The sequence below is a fragment of the Desulfobulbus elongatus DSM 2908 genome, assembly GCF_000621145.1.
GTDB lineage: Bacteria > Desulfobacterota > Desulfobulbia > Desulfobulbales > Desulfobulbaceae > Desulfobulbus > Desulfobulbus elongatus.
The window spans coordinates 171430-191248 of record NZ_JHZB01000001.1; the positions used below are offsets into that span (position 1 = coordinate 171430).

Sequence of the window (19819 nt, forward strand, 5' to 3'; positions counted from 1 at the left end):
TGAAATATGGTAAAGAAAAATTTGGTTTTACAAATTTGAACGGCAAGCGCTGTCCAGGTGGGTCGTGACCGGCCCGGACAGCGCTTGCCTGTGACGCATTCCCGGAGGGAGGGAACATGTACGAACAGTTCAAAGCAAGGGCCGAGGGCGTGAGCGCCGAGGTGCACCGTTTCGCCACTGCGGCCGAGGCGCTGGCCTTTCTCGTCGGCTTTCTTGAAAACGAAGGCGTGGCCGACCAAGCCGGGCGGTCCGGCGTGTTCGCCGCCTGTCCTTTTCTGGAGCACGTGGACCGGTCGCGGCTGGCGGCCATCCCGGGACTTGCCTTCGAGGTGACGCGGGAGCGGGCTGCGGCGGCGAAGGTGGGTATCAGTCAGGTCGATTGGGCCCTGGCCGATACCGGCACTTTGGTGCAGGATGCCACCGCCATCGACAAGCGGCTGGTTTCCACCCTGCCGGCCATCCATGTCGCCCTGATCGAAACCGGCGCCCTGCGGCCGGATATGCCGTCCTGGCTGGCCGATGTCCGGCCGGAACAAACCAACTACATCGCCATGATCACCGGGCCGAGCCGGACCGCCGATATCGAACGGGTGCTGACCATCGGCGTCCACGGGCCGGAACGGCTGGTCATCGTGTTCATCGACCGGATGGAAGGAGAGAACTGATGCAGCGGGAATTCAAGGCATCCATCGACCGCGCCCTGCACGACGCCAATCTCACCGGTGCGCTGGGCAAGTTTTCCGAAGCCTACAAGATCAACCGGGCCAAGGCCTACGAGGGGATCGACTTCGAGGCGTTGCGGGGCCGGATCGCCGAGCTGAAGAGTTCGGCCGCCTCCCGCCTCGACGAGTTGGCCGAACTGTTCCGGAAAAATGCCGAGGCCAGGGGAACCAAGGTGTTCCGTACCAGCAATCCGGCCGAGGTGCGGGACTACATCCTCAAGGTGGCGCGGGACAATGGCGTCAAGTCAATCGTCAAATCCAAGTCCATGGCCACCGAGGAGATCCACTTGAACGCCTTTCTGGAAAAGGCCGGCATTGAGGTCAACGAGACCGATCTCGGCGAGTGGATCATCCAGTTGGCCGGGCAGACCCCGTCGCACATGGTCATGCCCGCCATCCACATGACCAAGGAGGAGGTGGCCGACCTCTTTTCCAAGGAGGTCGACGAGCGCCTTTCCTCGGACATCCCCCGTCTGGTCAAGGTGGCGCGGGGCGAGATGCGGCCCAAGTTTCTCCGGGCCGACCTGGGCATCTCCGGCGCCAACATCGCCGTGGCCGAGACCGGCTCAATCACCCTGGTGACCAACGAGGGCAACGCCCGCCTGGTCACATCGCTGCCCAAAATCCATATCGCCGTGGTCGGCATCGAGAAGCTGGTGGCCAGCTTCAGTGACATCGCCCCGATCCTCAAGGCCCTGCCCCGCAGCGCCACCGCCCAGCTGCTCACCAGCTACGTGTCGATCATCTCCGGGCCGACCCCCAACAGCGACGGCTCGATGAAGGAACTGCACATCATCCTCATGGACAACCGCCGCAGCGAGATGGCGGCCGACCCGATGTTCAAGGAGGCCATGCAGTGCATCCGCTGCGCCTCCTGCCTCAACGTCTGCCCGATCTTCCGCCTGGTGGGGGGCCACGTCTTCGGCAAGGTCTACACCGGCGGTATCGGCACCATTCTCACCGCCTGGTACGACGAACTGAAGAGTTCCGAGGAGATCCAGGGGCTGTGCATCCAGTGCGGGGCCTGCAAGGACGTCTGTCCCGGCCGGATCGACATCCCCGGCCTGATCATGGAGATCCGGCGGCGGCTGGTCAAGGAACAGGGCATGGGCCTGGCGCAGAAGTCGATCTTCTCGGTGGTCAACAATCGGAGGATGTTCCACGCCATGCTCCGGGCCGCCTCGGTGGCGGCCAAGCCCTTTGCCAGGGGGACCAAGTTCATCCGCCACCTGCCGATGTTCCTGGCCGATCTCACCGACGGCCGCAGCCTGCCGGCCATTGCCGCCAAACCCTTCCGCGACGTGGTCACCGCCATCGACCAGCCCAAGGGCCTCAAGGAAAAGGCGGTGTTCTACGCCGGCTGTCTGATCGACTTCGCCTATCCCGAGATGGGCGAAGCCCTGGTCACGATCCTCAACCGCGCCGGCATCGAGGTCGTGTTCCCCGACGGCCAGACCTGCTGCGGGGCGCCGGCCCGGTACAACGGCGCTTACGAGGTGGCGGCCAAGAACGCGGCCGACAACATCCAGGCCCTTCTGGCGGAACCGGCCGACTACGTGGTCTCGGCCTGTCCGACCTGCACCGTGGCCCTGGACCACGAGTTCATAGCCACCTTCGAAAGCCTGGGCCAGTCCCGCTGGCTGCCGCAGGCCCGCGAACTGGCGGCCAAGACCATCGATTTCTCCACCCTGGTGAAAAAACTGGTGGACGAGGGGCGTCTGACCTTCAAGGAAGGGCAGCAGCTCGGCGCCATCACCTACCACGATTCCTGCCACCTCAAGCGGACCCTGAAGGCGGACCAGCCGCCGCGGCAGCTGCTGCAACGGGCGGGCTATGAACTCGCCGAGATGTTCGAGTGCGACATCTGCTGCGGCATGGGTGGGTCCTATTCGCTCAAGTTGCCGGAGATCTCGGCGCCGATCCTGCAACGCAAGCTGCACAACATCAAGGCGACCGGCGCCCCGCTGGTGGCCATGGACTGTCCCGGCTGCGTCATGCAGATCCGGGGCGGCATGGACCAGGACGGCGCCCCGGTCCGGGTGCGGCATACGGTGGAAATCCTGGCCGAACAGGTGGAGGCATCCTCCCGGCAGCACTGATCCCGGTTCAAATGGCGGCAAGCAAACCGCAATTTGATTTGAGAGAAAGGTGAAATCGTTCTACACTGATACCAGATCGTTCCGACCGGCCCCCGGCGGCAGCGCAATTCCGCTGTTGCCGGGGCCGATTCTTTTTTTCCGACTCACCACCCATCCCCGCCGGACGGCGGGAAAGCGAGGCGCATTGCCATGGCAGACAATCTCTATGTGACCGCGGCCGAGGAACGGAGCGGCAAATCGGCGATCATTCTCGGCGTCATGCAGATGATTCTGAAGGAAATCAGCAAGATCGCCATATTTCGTCCGATCATCAACGATCACGTGTTCGGCCGGGTCGACCACGATCTCAACCTGGTGCTCAAATACTTCAAGCTCGACATCGAATACACCGACACCCACGCCTATACCCTGAGCCAGGCGCGGCAGTTGATCACCTCGGGCCAGGAGGAGCTGCTCTACGAGAACATCCTCAAGAAATACAAGCAGCTCGAAGCGAAATACGATTTCGTCGTCTGCGAAGGCACCGATTTCCAGGGCAAGGACCCGGGCTTCGAGCTCGACCTCAACGCCAACATCGCCGCCAACCTCGGCGCCTCGGTGCTGCTCATCGCCTCGGGCCGCGACAAATCCACCGAGGAGATCTGCACCCATACGGCGATCACCATCGATTCCCTGGAGGAAAAGGGCGTGGATATCGCCGCGTGCATCATCAACCGCGCCCCGGACACCTTTCTCCGCGACACCGCCAGCAGCGCCAAGTGTCGCGAGCAGTTCGGCCGGCCGTACCCCGTCTATGTGATTCCGGAAAACCGTGCCCTGGGCAACCCGACCATCGACGACGTCAAGCGCTGGCTCGGCGCCGAGGTGCTGTACGGCAAACCGAGCATGCTCAACCTGGTGAACAATTACCTGGTGGCGGCGATGCAGATCAGCAACTTCCTCGAATACCTCAAGGAGGGCAGCCTGATCATCACCCCCGGCGACCGGTCCGACATCGTCATCGCCAGTCTCGCCAGCCGGATCTCCTCGGCCTATCCCAATATCTCCGGCATCCTCATCACCGGCGGCATCGAACTCAGTCCCAGCGTGCAGCGGCTGATCCAGGGCTGGACCGGCATCCCCGTTCCGGTTCTGTTCGTCGAATCGCATACCTACGACACGGTGCAGAGCGTCAACGAACTCTACGGCCGGATCGAGCATACCGACACCAAGCGGATCGCCACCGCGCTCGGCTGGTTCGCCAAGTATGTCAATGTCCCCGAACTGACCAAGCGGGTCGTGGCGCGGCGCTCCACCAAGATCACGCCGCGCATGTTCGAATACTCCCTGGTGGAGAAGGCCTCGCGCGACAAGCAGCATATCGTCCTGCCCGAGGGCACCGGCGAGCGCATCCTCAACGCCACCGACATCATCCTGCGCCGGGGGATCGCCGAGATCACCCTGCTGGGCAAGGAGGACGAGATCCGCGCCAAGGCCTCCACGCTCAATCTCAACATCGAGGGCGCGGCGATCATCGACCCGACCGGCTCGGAGCACTACGAGGATTTCGTCCAGACCTATTTCGACATCCGCAAGCACCGCGGCATCGTCATGGACGTGGCCCGCGACCGCATGTCCGATCCCACCTATTTCGGCACCATGATGGTGTACAAGGAACTGGCCGACGGCATGGTCAGCGGTTCGGTCACCACCACTGCCCAGACCATTCGGCCGGCCTTCGAGTTCATCAAGACCAAACCCGGCGTCTCGGTGGTGTCGTCGATCTTCATCATGTGCCTGCAAAGCAAGATCCTGGCCTTCGGCGACTGCGCCGTGGTGCCCAACCCCGATGCCCGCCAGTTGGCGGAAATCGCGCTCAGTTCGGCTGAGACCGCCAGGATTTACGGCATCGAGCCGCGGGTGGCCCTGCTCAGCTATTCCACCGGCATGTCCGGGTCGGGCGAGGACGTGGACAAGGTGGTGGCGGCCACCGCCATCGCCAAGGAACTGATGGCCGAACGCGGCCTCGACTACCCGCTGGAAGGCCCCCTGCAGTACGACGCCGCCTTCGATGCCGAGGTGGCGGCGCTGAAATGGCCCGATTCCCAGGTGGCCGGCCGGGCCACGGTCTTCATCTTTCCGGACCTCAACACCGGCAACAACACCTACAAGGCGGTGCAGCGGGCCGCCAACGCCGTGGCCATGGGTCCGGTTCTCCAGGGCCTGAACAAACCGGTCAACGATCTGTCGCGGGGCTGCACGGTCCAGGACATCGTCGATACCGTCGCCCTGACCGCCATCCAGGCCCAGGTGGCCAAACACCACTGAACGATTCGCGCAAGGAACGGCCTCATGAAATTTTTTATCATCAATTCCGGCAGCTCATCGATTAAATACCAGGTGATCGACATGACCACCGAAACCGTGCTGGCCGCCGGCCTGGTCGAGCGGATCGGCGAGGTGTACGGCCGCCTGAAGAACACCGCCTTCCCGGGGACCAGGGACGAACAGGAGTCGGTGATCGAACAGCCGATCCCGGACCACCGCGGCGGCATGCAGCTGGTGATCGCCACCCTGACCGACAAGGACAACGGCGTGATCTGCAATGCCTCGGAAATCTGCGCCATCGGCCACCGGGTGGTGCACGGCGGCGAGGATTTCCGAGGATCGATGCGCATCACCCCCACGGTGATCGAGGCCCTGCAACGCAACATTCCCCTGGCGCCCCTGCACAATCCGGCCAACCTGGACGGCATCCGGGTGGCCATGGAGATTTTTCCCCAGGTGCCCCAGGTGGCGGTCTTCGATACCGCCTTCCACCAGACCATGCCGCCCCGCGCCTATCTCTACGCCATTCCCTACGAACTCTACGAACAGGACCGGGTGCGGCGCTACGGCTTCCACGGCACCTCGCACCGGTTCGTGGCCGGGGAATGCGCCCGCCTGCTGGGCAAGCCGCTGGCCGAGTGCAACCTGATCACCATCCATCTCGGCAACGGCTGCTCCATGACCGCCATCGAAAACGGGTGCAGCATCGACACCTCGCTGGGCATGACGCCCCTGGAAGGGCTGGTGATGGGTACCCGCTCCGGCGACGTCGATCCGGCGCTCCATCTCTTTCTCAAGCAGAACAAGGGGATGGAACTGGAGGCCATCGACGCCCTGCTCAACAAGGAGTCGGGCCTCAAGGGGCTGTGCGGCATGAACGACATGCGCGACATCCATGAGGCCGCGGCCGAGGGGGATGTCCGGGCCCAACAGGCGGTGGAGGTGCAGACCTACCGCAACCGCAAGTACATCGGCGCCTACATGGCGGTGCTCGGCCGGGTGGATGGCATCGTCTTCACCGCCGGCATCGGCGAGAACGATCCCATTGTCCGGGCCGAATCCCTCGAGGGCCTGGAGGCGTTCGGGGTGCGGCTCGATCCGGAACGGAACGGGCTGCGGTCGAAGAAAGCGCGCTGCATCAGCGCCCCGGACAGCACCGTGCGGGTGTTCGTCATCCCCACCAACGAGGAGCTGGCCATCGCCCGCGAGGTGGCGCAGGTACTGCGCGGCTGAACCCGGCCGCGGAGGTGGAAGCGACGGCCGGGCGGAGGGAGGGCGGAGCCTTGCCTCCGGCCGCGCCAGCCCCCCCGGAACGCCTGCAACCCTTCCGGACTGGCCGGTCCCCGCATGGCCGTTCCTCCGCCTCCACGACCAATCCATTCACCCCCTCCGCACCGGTGTCCCTTTGCCTCGCGGCAGCGCCACCCTCTCCCATTTTCGCCCGTATGCGGGCATTTCCTGCATCCCTTCTTTTGACGGCGACCCAGTCCGTGTGGTAGGCTGATGGCGGTCGCCGAGACGACGCTTGGCCGGGTGAGCCGGCGCGTTTGCGGCTGTGTGCGATCCCGCCGCTTCCGAGGAGGAGGGCAATGACATCCCATCGAACAGCACTGACCCGTTACGCCTGGCTTTCCATCGCGGCGGCCGTCGCCACCATCCTGCTGAAGCTGGTGGCCTATCTGCTGACCGGGTCGATGGGCCTGCTCTCCGATGCCGTTGAATCGGTGGTCAACCTCTTCGGCGCGGTGATGGCCTTGTGGATGCTGTCATGGGCCGCGCAGGCCGCCGATGCCAAACACCCCTACGGCCACGGCAAGGCGGAATACTTTTCCAGCGGCATGGAGGGGGCGCTCATCATCCTGGCGGCCCTGGGCATTGCCGCCACCGCCATCGAACGCATCCTCCATCCCCGCCCGTTGGAGCAGGTCGGCCCCGGCCTGGCGGTTTCCGCGGCCGCGTCGGTGGCGAATTTCGTGGTGGCGCGCATTCTGCTCGCCGCGGGCCGGCGGCACAACTCGATCACCCTCGAAGCCGACGGCCGCCATCTGTTCACCGATGTGCTGACCTCGGCCGGTGTCATCGTCGGCGTCGGGCTGGTGGCGGTGACCGGCTGGACCGTGCTCGATCCGGTCGTCGCCTTGCTGGTCAGCGCCAATATCGTGTGGACGGGCGTGTCCCTGGTTCGGCGCTCGGTGGACGGGCTGATGGATGTGGTGCTGCCGAAGAGGGATCAGGAGGCCATCGAGCGGGTGATGGCGGTTTTTCGGGAGAAGCAGGTGGCATTTCATGCCCTGCGGACCCGCCAGGCCGCGGCCCAGCGCTTCATTTCCGTGCACATGCTCGTGCCCGGCGACTGGACCGTGCACGATGCCCATCACATGGCCGAGGATTTCGAGCAGGCGCTGGGCGCGGCGCTGGGTGGGGCCTTTGTGATGACCCACCTCGAGCCCATCGAGGATGAAAACTCGTTCCACGAGGATGTGACGTGAACGTCTGCCCCTGATGGGGCGGGGCAGGGCACGGCGGAGCCGGGTGGCGGGGGGTCGGCTTCAGGAAAAGAGGCCGGATGTCGTGATCAGAAAATCCTGCACCTTGTCCAGTTCGGCGGACGAGAGACCGAGTTGGATCGCCTCCGGCATCATCAGCAGATCGACGGTCCGGTCATGTTTCAAACCGATGCCCATCCGGTGGCAGATCTGGTTGGCGATGCGTACCAGCAGGAGGATGTAGTTGCTGGAGTCGAACTCTTCGAGATGGTGATCGCGGGCGACGATGGCGAAGGTCTCCGGCATCTGGATCTGCCGCAGCAGCAGGTGCCCCTGCTCGGCATGCAGCAGGTCCATGGCGCCGAGCAGCAGGGATTCGGAGACGACCAGCGCCTTGTTGGTCCGTTTCTTGTCGGCGATCACCTTGAGGATGAGCAGCTTGCCGATGTCGTGGAGCAGGCCCGCGGAAAAGGCCTCGTGCTGGAGGACGCCGAAGTCGAGGCTGTTGGAGAGCATGCCGGCGGCAAAGGCGCAGCCCATGGCGTGCTGCCACAGCCTTTTCATGATGGCGTCAATCTCGCGATCATGGGCGCTGAACGATTTCTGGCTGACGCTGGTCAGGACGATCCGGAAGACTTCCGACATGCCCAGCCTGATCAGGGCGGCCCTGACGGTGGTGGTGGCGACCAGGCCCCGGTAGATGGACGAGTTGGCGACCTTGAGCATCTGGCTGGAGAGCGATTGGTCGGCGCTGACCAGCTTTTCGATGGTGTGCAGGCTGGGCTCTTTTTTCAGCAGCTCCTGCTGCAGGCGCAGGGAGACGGGGTCGAAGATCGGCAGGGAAAACCGTGCCGACTCGATGTGCCGTTTGAGAACCTGCAGGAACTTGCTGTCGTCGGTCATGGGTGCTTCCTTGTCCGGATGGCGCCGCGATGTACGCTCGGGCGTCGGTTCACGGGCAGCGGACGCGTCCCCTTGCCGTGATGTTTTCTCCACCTGTCTTCGACGCGGCGCTGTCATCACGCGCCGTCCGCTGCCGGGATGACATAGAGCAGCACCGCGAAATAATGCAGGATACTGCCCGCCAGGACAAAAAGATGCCAGATGGCATGGTTGTACGGCAGGCGGCGCCACAGGTAGAAGACGATGCCGCCGGTATAGGCGAGACCGCCGGCGAGCAGCAGCCAGAGACCGCCGCTGGCCACACGGGCGAGCATCGGCTGGATGGCGGTCACCACGGCCCACCCCATGATCACGTAGAGGGCGATCAGCCAGCCCCGAAACCGTCTGAGGCGGGTGGTCTCGATCAGAATGCCCGCCACCGCCAATCCCCAGATCGTGCCGAACAGGCTCCAGCCCCAGGGGCCGCGCAGGCTGACCAGGGTGAAGGGGGTGTAGGTGCCGGCGATCAGCACCAGGATGGCCGAGTGGTCGAGGATGCGCAGAATGGCCTTGGCGCCCGGATGGGGAATGGCGTGATACAGGGTCGAGGCCAGGTAGAGCAGGATCAGGGCGGCGCCGAAAATCGAGCAACTGACCACATGCCAGGCATTGCCGTACAGGGCGGCGAAACAGATGAGCACCACCAGACCGCCGATCGCCAGGAGCACGCCCAGGCCATGGGTGAGGCTGTTGGCGATTTCCTCGCCCTTACTGTACCGGGAAGAAGAGGATGCGTGCGCCATGAACCGCAGAATGTGTTGCAAAACAAGGAATGTGTGACTGTCCGATGTCCGCAATTTTAGCGCGCTTCCTCCGGCTTGTCCATCGCATTCCTTGCATGGCCACGGTCCTGGTGGGCAGCGGCGCGTCGAACCGGGCCTGCACAAAGCCGGCGGATATGGTATGGTGGCCGCCGCCGCGGACCGGATTGTAGTCCGCGCCATTCCCGCACCTTGTCTTTGTTATCGGAGGTCGTTTCGTGGAAGATGCCGCTGTGGTGCCCGCCCGTATCGAAGAGTTGGCCGCCGAATATGCGCGGCTGTGGCCGCTGATGCCCGTTTTGCATGCGCGCATCGCCAGGCTGGCCGGCAAGGAGGCGATCAGGTCCTGCGCCCGGCGGCTGGGCATGCTCAGCCGTCAGGGCGGCCGGTCGGGGATCGTTTTCGCGCATGAACTGGAGGCGGAAATCTTTCAGGATTACCTGATCTACATGCACCGCCCCCATGGGATCTCCCCGGTCCGGCAACTGTGCAACCGCAGGCCATATCCGCCGGGCAGCGACGAGCACACCCTGCTGGCGGGCATGGTGCAGGCCCGGTTTTCGCTCTTCTGGATCAGGGAGGTGCACCCGGCCGGCGGCTTCGTCGCCCTGGACGTCATCCGAGGAGGGCATTTTTTCATCCTCGACCGGTCATTGCCGCAGCAGGATGCCGTGGGGTTGCTCTCGGCCTTCCGCATTTTTCCCTTCCGCGAGGCCTGGATGCACACCGGCGCCAACATGGTGTTCGGCACCATTGGCGACAGCGCCGGCATGCAACCCGCGGGACGGGTGCTCGACAGCAAGGAGGAACGGGCAGTGAACGAGGAGCATATCCGCCGCTGGCGGGCGCTCCTCGGGGAGATGGCCTAGAAAAAGGTGGGAAGGCCGCGTCTGCCGAAAAAAACGCGGCCCTTGTGCAACCGGATGTTCAGGCCGCTGCCCCTTCCGGGGCGAGGAGGAAGGTGCCGGCTTTGACCTCCTGCTCGATTTCCACCAGGGCGCGCTTCATCTGCTTGAGGGCCTGGCGGATGCGGTTTTCGTTTTCCACCAGGGCCAGGCGCAGATAGCCGTCGCCCTCCTCGCCGAAACCGGCGCCGGGGGCCACGGCCACGTTGGCCCGGTTCATCATTTCGATGGAAAAACGGACCGAGCCCATTTGGGCGAAGGGCTCGGGGATGCGCACCCAGACGAACATGCCGGCCCTGGGCTTCTCCACCTCCCAGCCCATCCGGACCAGCCCCTCGCAGAGCACGTCCCGCCGCTTTTGGTAGATCGCCACCTGCTCGACGATGGTGTCGTCGCAGTCGCGCATGGCCACGATGCCCGCCACCTGGATGGCCGAGAAGATGCCGTAGTCGTAGTAGCCCTTGATCTTGGCCAGACCGCCGACCATCTCCCTGTTGCCCACGCAGTAGCCCAGCCGCCAGCCGGCCATGTTGTACGACTTGGAGAAGGAGCCGAACTCGACCCCCACCTCCAGCGCCCCCGGAATTTCGAGCAGCGAGGGCGCGGTCTGGCCGTCGTAGATGATCTGGCCGTAGGCGAAGTCGTTGATCACCATGAAGTTGTGCCGCCTGGCCAGCTTGACCATCTCGGCGAAGAATTCCCTGGAGGCCAGGGTGCCGGTGGGATTGTGGGGATAGTTGAGCATTACCAGCTTGGGGTGGGGATAGAGCGACTGGCACATGGTGCTCATCTGGCGGAGAAAGGCCTCTTCCGAGCCCAGGGGAAAGCGGAGGACGCTGGCCCCGGCGATGACCGCGGCGTAGACGTGGATCGGGAAGAACGGCGAGGGCACCAGGACGGTGTCGCCCGGCCCGAGCAGGGCCAGGCAGAGGTGGGAGATGCCCTCCTTGGAACCGATGGTGCAGATGACGTCGTCCTCGCCGGTGAGCTCCACCCCGTACTTGCGTTTGTAGTAGAGGGCGATCTCCCGTTTGAGGTTTTTCATGCCGCCGGCGACCGGATAGCGGTGGGTCTTGGGATCGACCGCCACCTCGCAGAGTTTCTCGGTCACCCGGCTCGGCGTCGGGTCCATGGGGTTGCCCATGCCGAGATCGATGACATCGATGCCTTCCCACCGTTTTTCCATCTTGATTTTGTTGATCATGCCGAACAGGTAGGGCGGCAGTTGCTGCATGCGTTCGGCAAAGCGGATGGTCACGTCGTTGCTCATGTTCATCTCCTGTAAAAGTAGCCCGGCGCCAGGGACTCGGGTTGAGGAATACTGCCGTCCCGAAAAGCAAAAAGCCCGAACCGTCCGGTCCAGGCTGCACAAAAAACGCCATGGACCGGAGTCGTGGTCCATGGCGAGCGGTTTTGAGTCTGCTGTGAATTACGCAGCAGGCGGTCGCCAATGAACCGGGTTCATCGCCGCCGCTGCCGCGCCCTGTCGTTGTCTCATGGGGCTATCCTGCTGAATACGCGTTGCGGTTGCAGTCTTTTCTCTGACTGTTTCTAGCCCGGATCGACCATTTTGTCAATGATTGTCGGGTCGGGAGCACACGTTCCTTTAACCGATACGGCCCATCATCGCCGCCATGGCTTCCACCCGGTCGCGGGCATCGGCCCGGTCCTCGACCGCGAGCACGTCTTCCAGCTTGGCCAGTTGCTTCACCACCTGGTCGAGCCTGTCGGCGGCGTCGACGGTGAGCCAGATGCGGCTGGTGTCGCCCCGGCCGATGGCGGTGCAGAAGATTCCCTCGAGGTTGAAGGCCCGGCGGGCGAAAAGGCCGCAGATCTGGAGCATGACCCCTGGATGGTTGTTGACGGTCAGGCGGAGGATGGTGGTGGACCCGGACGGTGTTGCCGCCGCGCGGTCGGTATCAGTTGCGGGCATAATCGTCTCCTATCATGGTGGTGTTGGCGGCGCCCGGCGGCACCATGGGGGTGACCTCCTCCTCGATGTCGATCGGTACGTTGATCAGGCAGGGGCCGGGTTCGGCCATGGCCTGGCGCAGGAGTCGGTCCGGTTCGGCGGCGCCGTCCAGATCGAAGGCCCGCATGCCGAAGCCGCGGGCGATGGTGGCGAAGTCGACGGCGATACCGTAGGAGGAGGCGAAATAGCGCTGATCGTAGAAGAGGCGCTGCTGCTGACGCACCAGGCCCAGGCTCCTGTTGTTGAGCACCACGATCCTGACCGGGGTCTGCTGTTCGACGGCGGTGGCCAACTCCTGTATGTTCATCTGCAGGCTGCCGTCGCCGCTGAAGCAGACCACCGGCCGGCCGGGAAAGGCGAGTGAGGCGCCGATGGCCGCCGGCAGACCGAAGCCCATGGTGCCCAGGCCGCCGGAGGTGAGCAATTGGCGCGGCGCGGTGAAGGGGTAGGCTTGCGCCACCCACATCTGGTGCTTGCCGACATCGGTGCTGATCAGGGCCTCGGGACCGGCCAGCTCGGCGATGCGCCGGATGAGCTGAAAAGGCTTACCCGGCGCGAAATTCTGCGCCGGAAAACAGGGGAAGTCCCGCCGCAACTGGCGGATGCGCTCGTTCCATTGGCCCCGCCGCCTCGGCCGGATCAACGGCAGCAGACCGGCGAAGGCCCGGCCGGCGTCACTGGTGATGCCGGCGTCGGCCGGTCGCAGCTTGCCGATTTCGCTGGCATCGATATCGACATGGATGACCTTGGCGTTGGGGCAGAAGGCGCTGATCCGGCCGGTGGCGCGGTCGTCGAACCGGACCCCGGCAGCGATGAGGACATCGCACTCCTCCATCGCCAGGTTGGTGGCGCGGCAGGCGTGCATGCCGAGCATGCCCAGCGACAGCGGATGGTCCGAGGGCAGGATGCCGAGTCCCATCAGGGTCATGACCGCGGGGATGGCGGCCTGTTCCGCCAGTTGCCTGGCTGCGGCCGCGGCCCCGGCATGGATGACGCCGCCGCCCAGATAGAGGATCGGCCGGGTCGCCCCGTTGATCATCGCCGCCGCCTGGGCGATCGCCTGCTCGTCTCCGGGCCGGTGATCGGCGGTCGGGCAGGGTTCGGGCCAGGCGGCGAACTCCACCACCTCGGTCTGCACATCCTTGGGCACGTCGATCAGCACCGGGCCGGGCCGGCCGGAACCGGCCAGGCGCAGGGCTTTTGGCACCATGGTCAGCAGTTCGGCGGCCGAGCGCGCCAGGTAGTTGTGCTTGGTGATCGGCATGGACATGCCGTAGGTGTCGACCTCCTGGAAGGCGTCGGTGCCGAGCAGCGACCGTGGGACTTGGCCAGTGATGCAGACCAGCGGAATCGAGTCGAGATAGGCGTCGGCCAGGGCGGTGAGGACGTTGGTGGCGCCGGGGCCGGAGGTGGCGAAACAGACCGCCGGCCGGCCGGTGGATCGGGCCATGCCCTGGGCGATGAAGCCCGCGCCCTGCTCGTGGCGGGCGAGAACGTGGCGGATGGCGGTGGTGTCGGCCAGGGCGTCGTAGAGGGGCAGGTTGGCCCCGCCGGGAATGCCGGTGACGGTCCGGATGCCATGCCGTTCCAGTTGGTGGATGATGATCTGGGCGCCGCTGAGTCTGGGCATGTCGTGGTCCTCCTGTGGTGATGTCGATCGGGCAAAAAAAAACCCCTGCCGGCTGGCGCCGGCAGGGGGAGTCATCTCAATCAGCAGTTCCTTCCCGCTACGGCGCCCCGATGGGTACGCGTACGACGACCACTACGCCTACGACGAGCAGGGCAAAGAAGGCGGCAGGGGCGGCGGGACGGGAAAGAGTCTTCATATACGGTTGCTGTTCATGCAAGAGTGCGTTCGTGAGCGAACGATTGTCTTCTTGATACCTGAAGCGGGGTTCTGCCGTCAAGGGGAATGTTTCTTCCCTGCGAGGATTTCCTGGCGGATGTCGTTGGAACCCCGCCGGGCGGGCTGAGGCCGCCACCGATTCGGAGGGCGTCAGGAAAAGAAATCCATGATCGCCTCGAAATCGCGGCCGATCGCCTCGTGCAGGGCGGTGCAGTCTTCCGGAGCGAGTCCGGTCGCCAGCCAGACCCGGGACGCGACCGGCAGCGGTTCCTGATCGGGCGGACCTTCTTCGTGCTCCGCCCGTGCCAGCAGCGCCCCGAGATGCACCAGAGCGGTTTCCACCGGAAAGTGTCGCGCGTGTTCCGGTTCGAGATGGCACCGGACCGACTCCACCAGGCTCTCCGGCACCTCCCACAGGCGCATGAGTTCGCCGCCGACGGTCGCGTAATCAAACCCCAGCAGGGCACGTTCGACCACGTGCACCGGCAGGCTTTCGGCCCGTGCCCGCACAAGAGCCTGCTGGGCGAGATCGGGAATGGCCTGGTACATGAGCAGATGGCCGATGTCGTGCAGCAGGCCGGCGACGAAAAGACGTTCCGGTTCTCCCGTCTTGGCCCTGCCCGCCAGGAGCCGGCAGGCGGCGGCACAGTAGACGCTCCGCCGCCAGAATCGTTGCATGTCCATGAGATGGACGGCCATGCCCTTGAAGGTCAGGGCGATGGAGGTGGCCAGCACCAGGTCGTGAATCTGTTGCGTGCCGAGCAGGGCGACGGCACGGCTGACGGTGTCGACCCTGGCCGCGAAGGAATAGAGGGAGCTGTTGACGATGCGCAACAGCCGCAGGGTCAAGGCCGGGTCCTTGTCGATCACCGTGGCGACTTCGGCCACAGTGTACCCCGGATTGTCGAGGACCCGGCGCAACCGGATATAGATATCGGGCAGGGAGAGGAGGTGGGCCGCATGGAGGACGTCATGGAGAAGGGGGGCCATTGGGTGCTCCTGAAAGGCAGGTCCGATCGTGGGCAAGACGCGCACCGCGCCGCACCGGCATCCGGAGGCGGGCGCCTGCGCGCCGTGGTCTCGTCTGTTCGGGCGCCTCAACGGTCGAGGCGGGCTCAATCCGTGCGGACTCCCTGGCGAACGCTGATGGCATACCTGCATTCGCCGGCCGTTCCCACCAGGCGCAGCGTATAGATGTCCGTTTTCGGCGCCGTGAACGGGATGGCGAAGCTTTCCGTGCCGTCATAGCGCCTGGTGGGATTCAGGTAGACGGGGATGCCGGTCGAGTCGACAATCTCCACCGTGTAGGTCCCCGCATCGCCGGTGCCGGCGAATTGAAAACGGACCGGCCTGAGCGCCTCGAGCTGCAGGCGGTACTCCGCCAGCGCCCCCTGGGCGATGCTGCCTTCCGCCTGGGCGCCGCCGACGGCGAGCACATTGGCCTCGCCCCGCAATTGGGCGTTGCTGGCGATCGGCAGAACGTGCAGCGCATAGGCCCCTTCCCCTTCAATGCCTTTGATGCGGATCGTGTATCGCCCCGTTGTGGGCGGGGTGAACGCGATGGCGACGGTATCGCCCGCGCTGTACAGTCTGCCCGCATCCCGGTACACGGACCTGCCGGCGGCATCGACGATGTCCAGGCGGTAGCGCAGGCGGGCTTCGGTCGCGGGCAGGGACAGGCGGACCGGGCTGTTGGCTTCCAGGGAGACGAAATACTCGGCCACCGCCCCCCGGGCGATGAGGCCATGGACCGCGTCGCCGCCGATATGGACGGCATTGGCCTCGCCCCTGAGGCGGGCGTTGGTAGTGATAGGCGTCACCGTGAAGGCGTATTTCCCCTCCCCCTTGGTGCCGACGATGAAGATGGAATAGGTGTCGCTCGTGGGCGGGGTGAACGGAATGGTCGCGGCCTCCGTTCCGCAGAGCGGATGGGTGCCGTTCTGGAAAACAATGCGTCTCGCCGAGTCCAGGATCTCGATGTTGAACTGCGCGCCGTCGCCTGTGGGGAGAAAACTCAACCGGACCGGGCTGTTGCCCTCCAGCTTGATGCTGTGCTCGGCCACCGCGCTCTTGGCGATGACGCCGCCGAACTCCTGCTCCTTGCCGGCCATCTCCTTGCGCACCGCTTGCTCCGCGGCGGGCATGTCGGTTTTTTTCAGGGCAACGGCCGGCACCGCGACGGCGGCACGGGTTCTGTCCTCGAAGAAGAGCGCGACCGTCTGGGCCAGGGCGTCGCTGCGGACGACGTTGCCGACATTGTCGGTGACGGAAAGGAGCATGCCGGCAAAACGGCCGGCGATGTAGAGCGGGCTGCCGCTTTCACCCTTGACGAAGGCGGTCCCGGCCTCCTGCGGCACCACGTGGATGGTGCGGAATTGGTCGTAGCCGACGATATTGACGGCAATGATGCGAATGCTGCCGTCGGCGAGCATGGTGCGCATCTCGCCGCTCTTCTCTGCCTCCAGGAGGGTGTCGATGGGGATCTTGGCGAAGTAGGCGCCGGCTTTGCACGGGATCGGATCGGCGGCCATGATCCGGAGTACGGCGATGTCGCCGGGGAACGATTCGATCAGCTCCGCCGGATAGCGTCGTTTGTCGGCTAAAGTGACATCGATCTGCAAGGCGTTGTCGACCACGTGCAGCGGGGTGATGACCAGGCATTCGCCGCCGCGCTGCCGGAAGACGCCCTGGCCGGTCTGGTTGTCGTCCGTCCTGATGTAGACATCGGAGGCCAGGCCGGGATGCGCGGCGAGCAAGGTGCCGGCACAGGGGAGAAACGCGATGAGGAAGACGAACAGGGGAGAGAGAAACGTGTTCATTTTTTTACATGCATCAGGGCATGAAAGGCAAGGAGGCGCGAAAGAAAGACCAGCATGCCGGGAACGGTGAGCAGCACCGCCCAGGTGATCACCAGTTCTTCATCCTTGCCCAGTTTCGACCACAGATTGTTGCGGATCTGAATATGTGTCGCTCTGAATTTTTTCACCGTTGCCGATTGTGCCTCGACGATGGCCACCACCTGCAAGCCGCGGGCGGTATCGAAGGTGACCAGTCCGCTCGTCTTGGGGTTTTCGGGCTGAAACTGAATCTCGTCGCCCAGTTGCAGCTTGTAGGGGTCGACCTTGTAATGATTCTCGGAGAGCAGTTGCCGGGCGATCATCTGGATCTCCCCGTCGATCAGCAGGCCGCTCAACTGTTGGACGCCATAGGTCGGCACCCGCCCCACGATGAGCGGGCCGTCGAGATTGTATTTCCACGAGATGTCCCGGCCCAACAGAGCGGCCGGGTCCTTCAGCACCAATTCGACGGCCGGGGGCAGGGTGGCCGCGGCTTCGTCCCTGTCGTTGTACACCACCACGGGATTGGCGCTCTTGATCTGGATATGCAGGTCGCCGCCGCCTATCCGGGAAAAGACGAGCGTGGACGCGCCCTGAATCTGGACGGAACCGCTGCCCGGAACGGCCAGGGATTTCGATGCGGTCGCCTCCGAGGCCAGGGGGTCGAATTGCTCCGTGCTCGCCTCCTCCCAGTGAACGGTGGCATTGTACAGGGGGATGCGTGGCGGGGCGATGCTTTCGGGCTGATATTCGATCCGTTCCGTGCGGGCGGTCAGGATGAACGACCCGGTGGTCGTGGTATTGATGACGATTTTCGCGATCAGAAAGACCAGGAAGGCCAGATAGAGGCAGAAGACGACGGCGATGCAGTTGAACGTCTTCGGATAGCGCTCGGCGATAACGGAAAATTTTCTGTTTTCCGGCTCGTAGAGGACAGCGGCGAGGACAATGTTGCGGACGATCGAGAAGGCCGCTGTGCAGGGGTTGCGGAGGCCCACGCCCTATCTCACGGGAAATTCCACATTCGGCAGTTTGTTCCCGAAACTGGTACGGACGAGAAAGATGCTTTTGGGTTCGTCGAGCACCTCCTTGCCGATGACGCACTGGGTGTCGTAGGCAATGGTGCTGTCGGCGGTGATTTTCGCGCAGGGGATCCGTCCGGTGTGTCCGGGGATGCCGATGACCGTGTCGGTGTTGCCCGAGTTGACGTAGAGGATGGAGTCGGCCTGATGGGCCTCGCCCCAACTGGCCGGAATATACTTCAGGTCCGGCGCGGTGCAGTCCTGCGTGGCGATCGCGGCGAGGACCGCCAGGGCGTCGGGGGTGTAGCTCGAAACCTGCTCCCGATATTTCGAGGGTAGGTCGACATTGATGATCCCCGCCGGCTGGCTGCCGAGAGCATACTGCCAGGAAGCCGTATAGCGGCCGTCGCGGCTGACCATGTTCACGCAGAGCATGGCCTGCGGATCGTCGAGGTCGCGGTGAAGGTAGATGTAGAGCTGGTGCACGTCGACCCGTTCCAGAGGGCTCCCGTACATGAATCCGGCACGAATGCCCCCCGAAACCGTGACTTTTTCGAGAAACGATTCCCTGAATTGGTTCTCGCTCAGGACAATCTTCCGTTTCTGCTGCGCCAGCGCTACGCCGTGGCCGGCCAGCAGGGCGACCAGCAGGCTGCCGATGATGAGATGGAATGTCTTCATTGTTGCCGACCCGTGCGGTGGGGATGCCATCCGTGCCGGTTTCACCGGCACGGAACGACCCTGCGGAAACTGTCCTTGGTCCAGATGGTCTGGCCATCCGGCGTCTTGCCGTCCTTTTTCCACTTCTCGGACACGCTGAGGCAGTAGGAACCGAGATTGAGCGTTTCCGTGGGCTTGTCGGCGGGAGCCTCGCTGCCGATGAACATCAGTTCCGGATTGGCGGAGCTGTAGTTGGGATTGATGGTGGGGGCGCCGCAGCCCGTCAACGTGGCGGCGAGCAGAACAAAGCCGAGAAGGAGCCTTTTCTTCATGATCATCTCTCCTTGAGAAGGGAAGGCATCAGGCAGGGAGTGACGGCCGGACAGTGTGTTCCGCCGCGTTGCGCGCGGGTGCCGGCCGGCTGACATGGCCGCTACTATAGTGCACATCGTCTGCAAAAACAAGACGGACCGTCGCACTCAAGCAGGTGTGTTTTTCGCCGGTATGTCCAGTGGATCGGTCCAGCCGTCCCCCCTTGGTCAGCACATCCGTTCCCGGGACCAGTCGTTGTGCTCGAACTGGCTGTGGTCGGGCTTGGACGGCTTGCTCTCGGCCATGCGCTGGCGCAGCCAGACCTGCACCTTGGCAAATTCGGCGGCGAACTCGGCCAGGGCCTTGCCGCGGTGGCTTACCCGGCTTTTCTCGGCCATGGTCACCTCTGCAAAGGTCTTGCCGAATTCGGGAAAGAAAAAGACCGGATCGTAGCCGAAGCCCGATTCGCCCCGCGGTTCGGCAGTGATTTCCCCGTCGCAGCGGCCTTCCCAGGTCAGGGCCGGGCCGGCCGGGGTAGCCAGCGACAGGACGCAGACGAAATGGGCGGCCCGGTTGGTCTTGCCCGTCATTTCCCGGAGCAATTTCTCGCGGTTGTCCCGGTCGGTCGCCTTGGGGCCGGCGTAGCGGGCCGAATAGACGCCGGGCCGGCCGTCGAGGGCATCGACCGCCAGGCCGGAATCGTCGGCCAGGCAGGGCACTCCCAGCACCTTGGCATAGTGCAGGGCTTTTTTATAGGCGTTGTCGTCAAAGGTGGCGCCATCCTCCACCGCCTCGGGCATGGGGCCGAAATCGCCGAGCGATTTGACCGTCACCGGAAAATCCTTGAGCAGTTCCTTGATTTCCTTCAGCTTGTTGACATTGCTGGTGGCCAGCACGATGATGTTGTCCATGATGTTCCTCCCTGCGCGCCATGTTTGTGCGGCATGG

Annotated in this window: 17 protein-coding genes; 6 read left to right on the forward strand and 11 right to left on the reverse strand. The window is 64.2% G+C overall.

Going from position 1 to position 19819, the window contains the following annotated elements:
- Window positions 1–116 precede the first annotated feature (116 nt).
- The 5 genes from Q362_RS0100805 (at window position 117) to Q362_RS0100825 (ending at window position 7617) form a co-directional block, all read left to right on the forward strand.
- Window positions 117–665: a LutC/YkgG family protein gene (locus Q362_RS0100805; protein WP_028317113.1), complete on the forward strand. Its 549-nt coding sequence runs from the start codon at window positions 117–119 to the stop codon at window positions 663–665.
- A complete protein-coding gene (gene ldhH, locus Q362_RS0100810) occupies window positions 665–2821 on the forward strand; it encodes an L-lactate dehydrogenase (quinone) large subunit LdhH (RefSeq protein WP_028317114.1) in 2157 nt (718 codons plus the stop codon). The genes Q362_RS0100805 and ldhH overlap by 1 nt, the downstream gene beginning before the upstream one ends.
- Window positions 2822–3010: 189 nt before the next feature.
- On the forward strand, window positions 3011–5128 hold the full coding sequence (gene pta / locus Q362_RS0100815) for a phosphate acetyltransferase (protein ID WP_028317115.1): 2118 nt from the start codon (window positions 3011–3013) through the stop codon (window positions 5126–5128).
- Between the two features lie 24 nt (window positions 5129–5152).
- Window positions 5153–6361 carry an acetate/propionate family kinase gene (locus tag Q362_RS0100820; RefSeq protein WP_028317116.1) on the forward strand — a complete coding sequence of 403 codons (1209 nt, stop codon included), beginning with the start codon at window positions 5153–5155 and terminating at the stop codon, window positions 6359–6361.
- Between the two features lie 356 nt (window positions 6362–6717).
- Window positions 6718–7617, forward strand: coding sequence for a cation diffusion facilitator family transporter (locus tag Q362_RS0100825; protein ID WP_028317117.1), 900 nt, complete (start codon window positions 6718–6720; stop codon window positions 7615–7617).
- Window positions 7618–7677: 60 nt separating this feature from the next.
- Here Q362_RS0100825 and Q362_RS0100830 read toward each other — a convergent pair whose 3' ends face one another.
- Window positions 7678–8517, reverse strand: a complete 840-nt coding sequence (locus Q362_RS0100830; protein WP_028317118.1) for an HDOD domain-containing protein — start codon at window positions 8515–8517, stop codon at window positions 7678–7680.
- 116 nt (window positions 8518–8633) lie between these two features.
- On the reverse strand, window positions 8634–9299 hold the full coding sequence (gene trhA / locus Q362_RS0100835; protein ID WP_028317119.1) for a PAQR family membrane homeostasis protein TrhA: 666 nt from the start codon (window positions 9297–9299) through the stop codon (window positions 8634–8636).
- 236 nt (window positions 9300–9535) lie between these two features.
- Between trhA and Q362_RS0100840 the strand changes: the two genes are divergently transcribed.
- Complete coding sequence (locus Q362_RS0100840; RefSeq protein WP_084312115.1) at window positions 9536–10186, forward strand: DUF7986 domain-containing protein; 651 nt, start codon at window positions 9536–9538, stop codon at window positions 10184–10186.
- Window positions 10187–10244: 58 nt separating this feature from the next.
- Here the strand turns inward: Q362_RS0100840 and Q362_RS0100845 are convergent, their stop codons facing one another.
- From Q362_RS0100845 to Q362_RS0100890, 9 genes are all read right to left on the reverse strand, one after another.
- Window positions 10245–11492 carry an aminotransferase class I/II-fold pyridoxal phosphate-dependent enzyme gene (locus Q362_RS0100845; protein WP_028317121.1) on the reverse strand — a complete coding sequence of 416 codons (1248 nt, stop codon included), beginning with the start codon at window positions 11490–11492 and terminating at the stop codon, window positions 10245–10247.
- A gap of 336 nt (window positions 11493–11828) precedes the next feature.
- Window positions 11829–12155 (reverse strand): ACT domain-containing protein, encoded by a 327-nt coding sequence (locus Q362_RS18520; protein ID WP_051553419.1) that lies wholly within the window; start codon window positions 12153–12155, stop codon window positions 11829–11831.
- Window positions 12142–13824 carry an acetolactate synthase large subunit gene (gene ilvB, locus Q362_RS0100855; RefSeq protein ID WP_028317123.1) on the reverse strand — a complete coding sequence of 561 codons (1683 nt, stop codon included), beginning with the start codon at window positions 13822–13824 and terminating at the stop codon, window positions 12142–12144. Before ilvB ends, Q362_RS18520 begins: the two co-directional genes overlap by 14 nt.
- A 366-nt stretch (window positions 13825–14190) precedes the next feature.
- A complete protein-coding gene (locus Q362_RS0100865) occupies window positions 14191–15030 on the reverse strand; it encodes an HDOD domain-containing protein (RefSeq protein WP_028317125.1) in 840 nt (279 codons plus the stop codon).
- 125 nt (window positions 15031–15155) lie between these two features.
- Window positions 15156–16859, reverse strand: coding sequence for a Do family serine endopeptidase (locus Q362_RS0100870; protein WP_028317126.1), 1704 nt, complete (start codon window positions 16857–16859; stop codon window positions 15156–15158).
- On the reverse strand, window positions 16856–17875 hold the full coding sequence (locus Q362_RS0100875; protein WP_028317127.1) for a hypothetical protein: 1020 nt from the start codon (window positions 17873–17875) through the stop codon (window positions 16856–16858). The genes Q362_RS0100870 and Q362_RS0100875 overlap by 4 nt, the downstream gene beginning before the upstream one ends.
- 3 nt (window positions 17876–17878) lie before the next feature.
- The gene (locus tag Q362_RS0100880; RefSeq protein WP_028317128.1) at window positions 17879–18580 is read right to left on the reverse strand and encodes a hypothetical protein; all 702 of its coding nucleotides are present in this window, start codon (window positions 18578–18580) and stop codon (window positions 17879–17881) included.
- 41 nt (window positions 18581–18621) lie between these two features.
- Window positions 18622–18891, reverse strand: coding sequence for a hypothetical protein (locus tag Q362_RS0100885; protein ID WP_028317129.1), 270 nt, complete (start codon window positions 18889–18891; stop codon window positions 18622–18624).
- A 207-nt stretch (window positions 18892–19098) separates the two neighbouring features.
- Window positions 19099–19782, reverse strand: coding sequence for an XTP/dITP diphosphatase (locus tag Q362_RS0100890; protein ID WP_028317130.1), 684 nt, complete (start codon window positions 19780–19782; stop codon window positions 19099–19101).
- Between the last annotated feature and the right edge of the window lie 37 nt (window positions 19783–19819).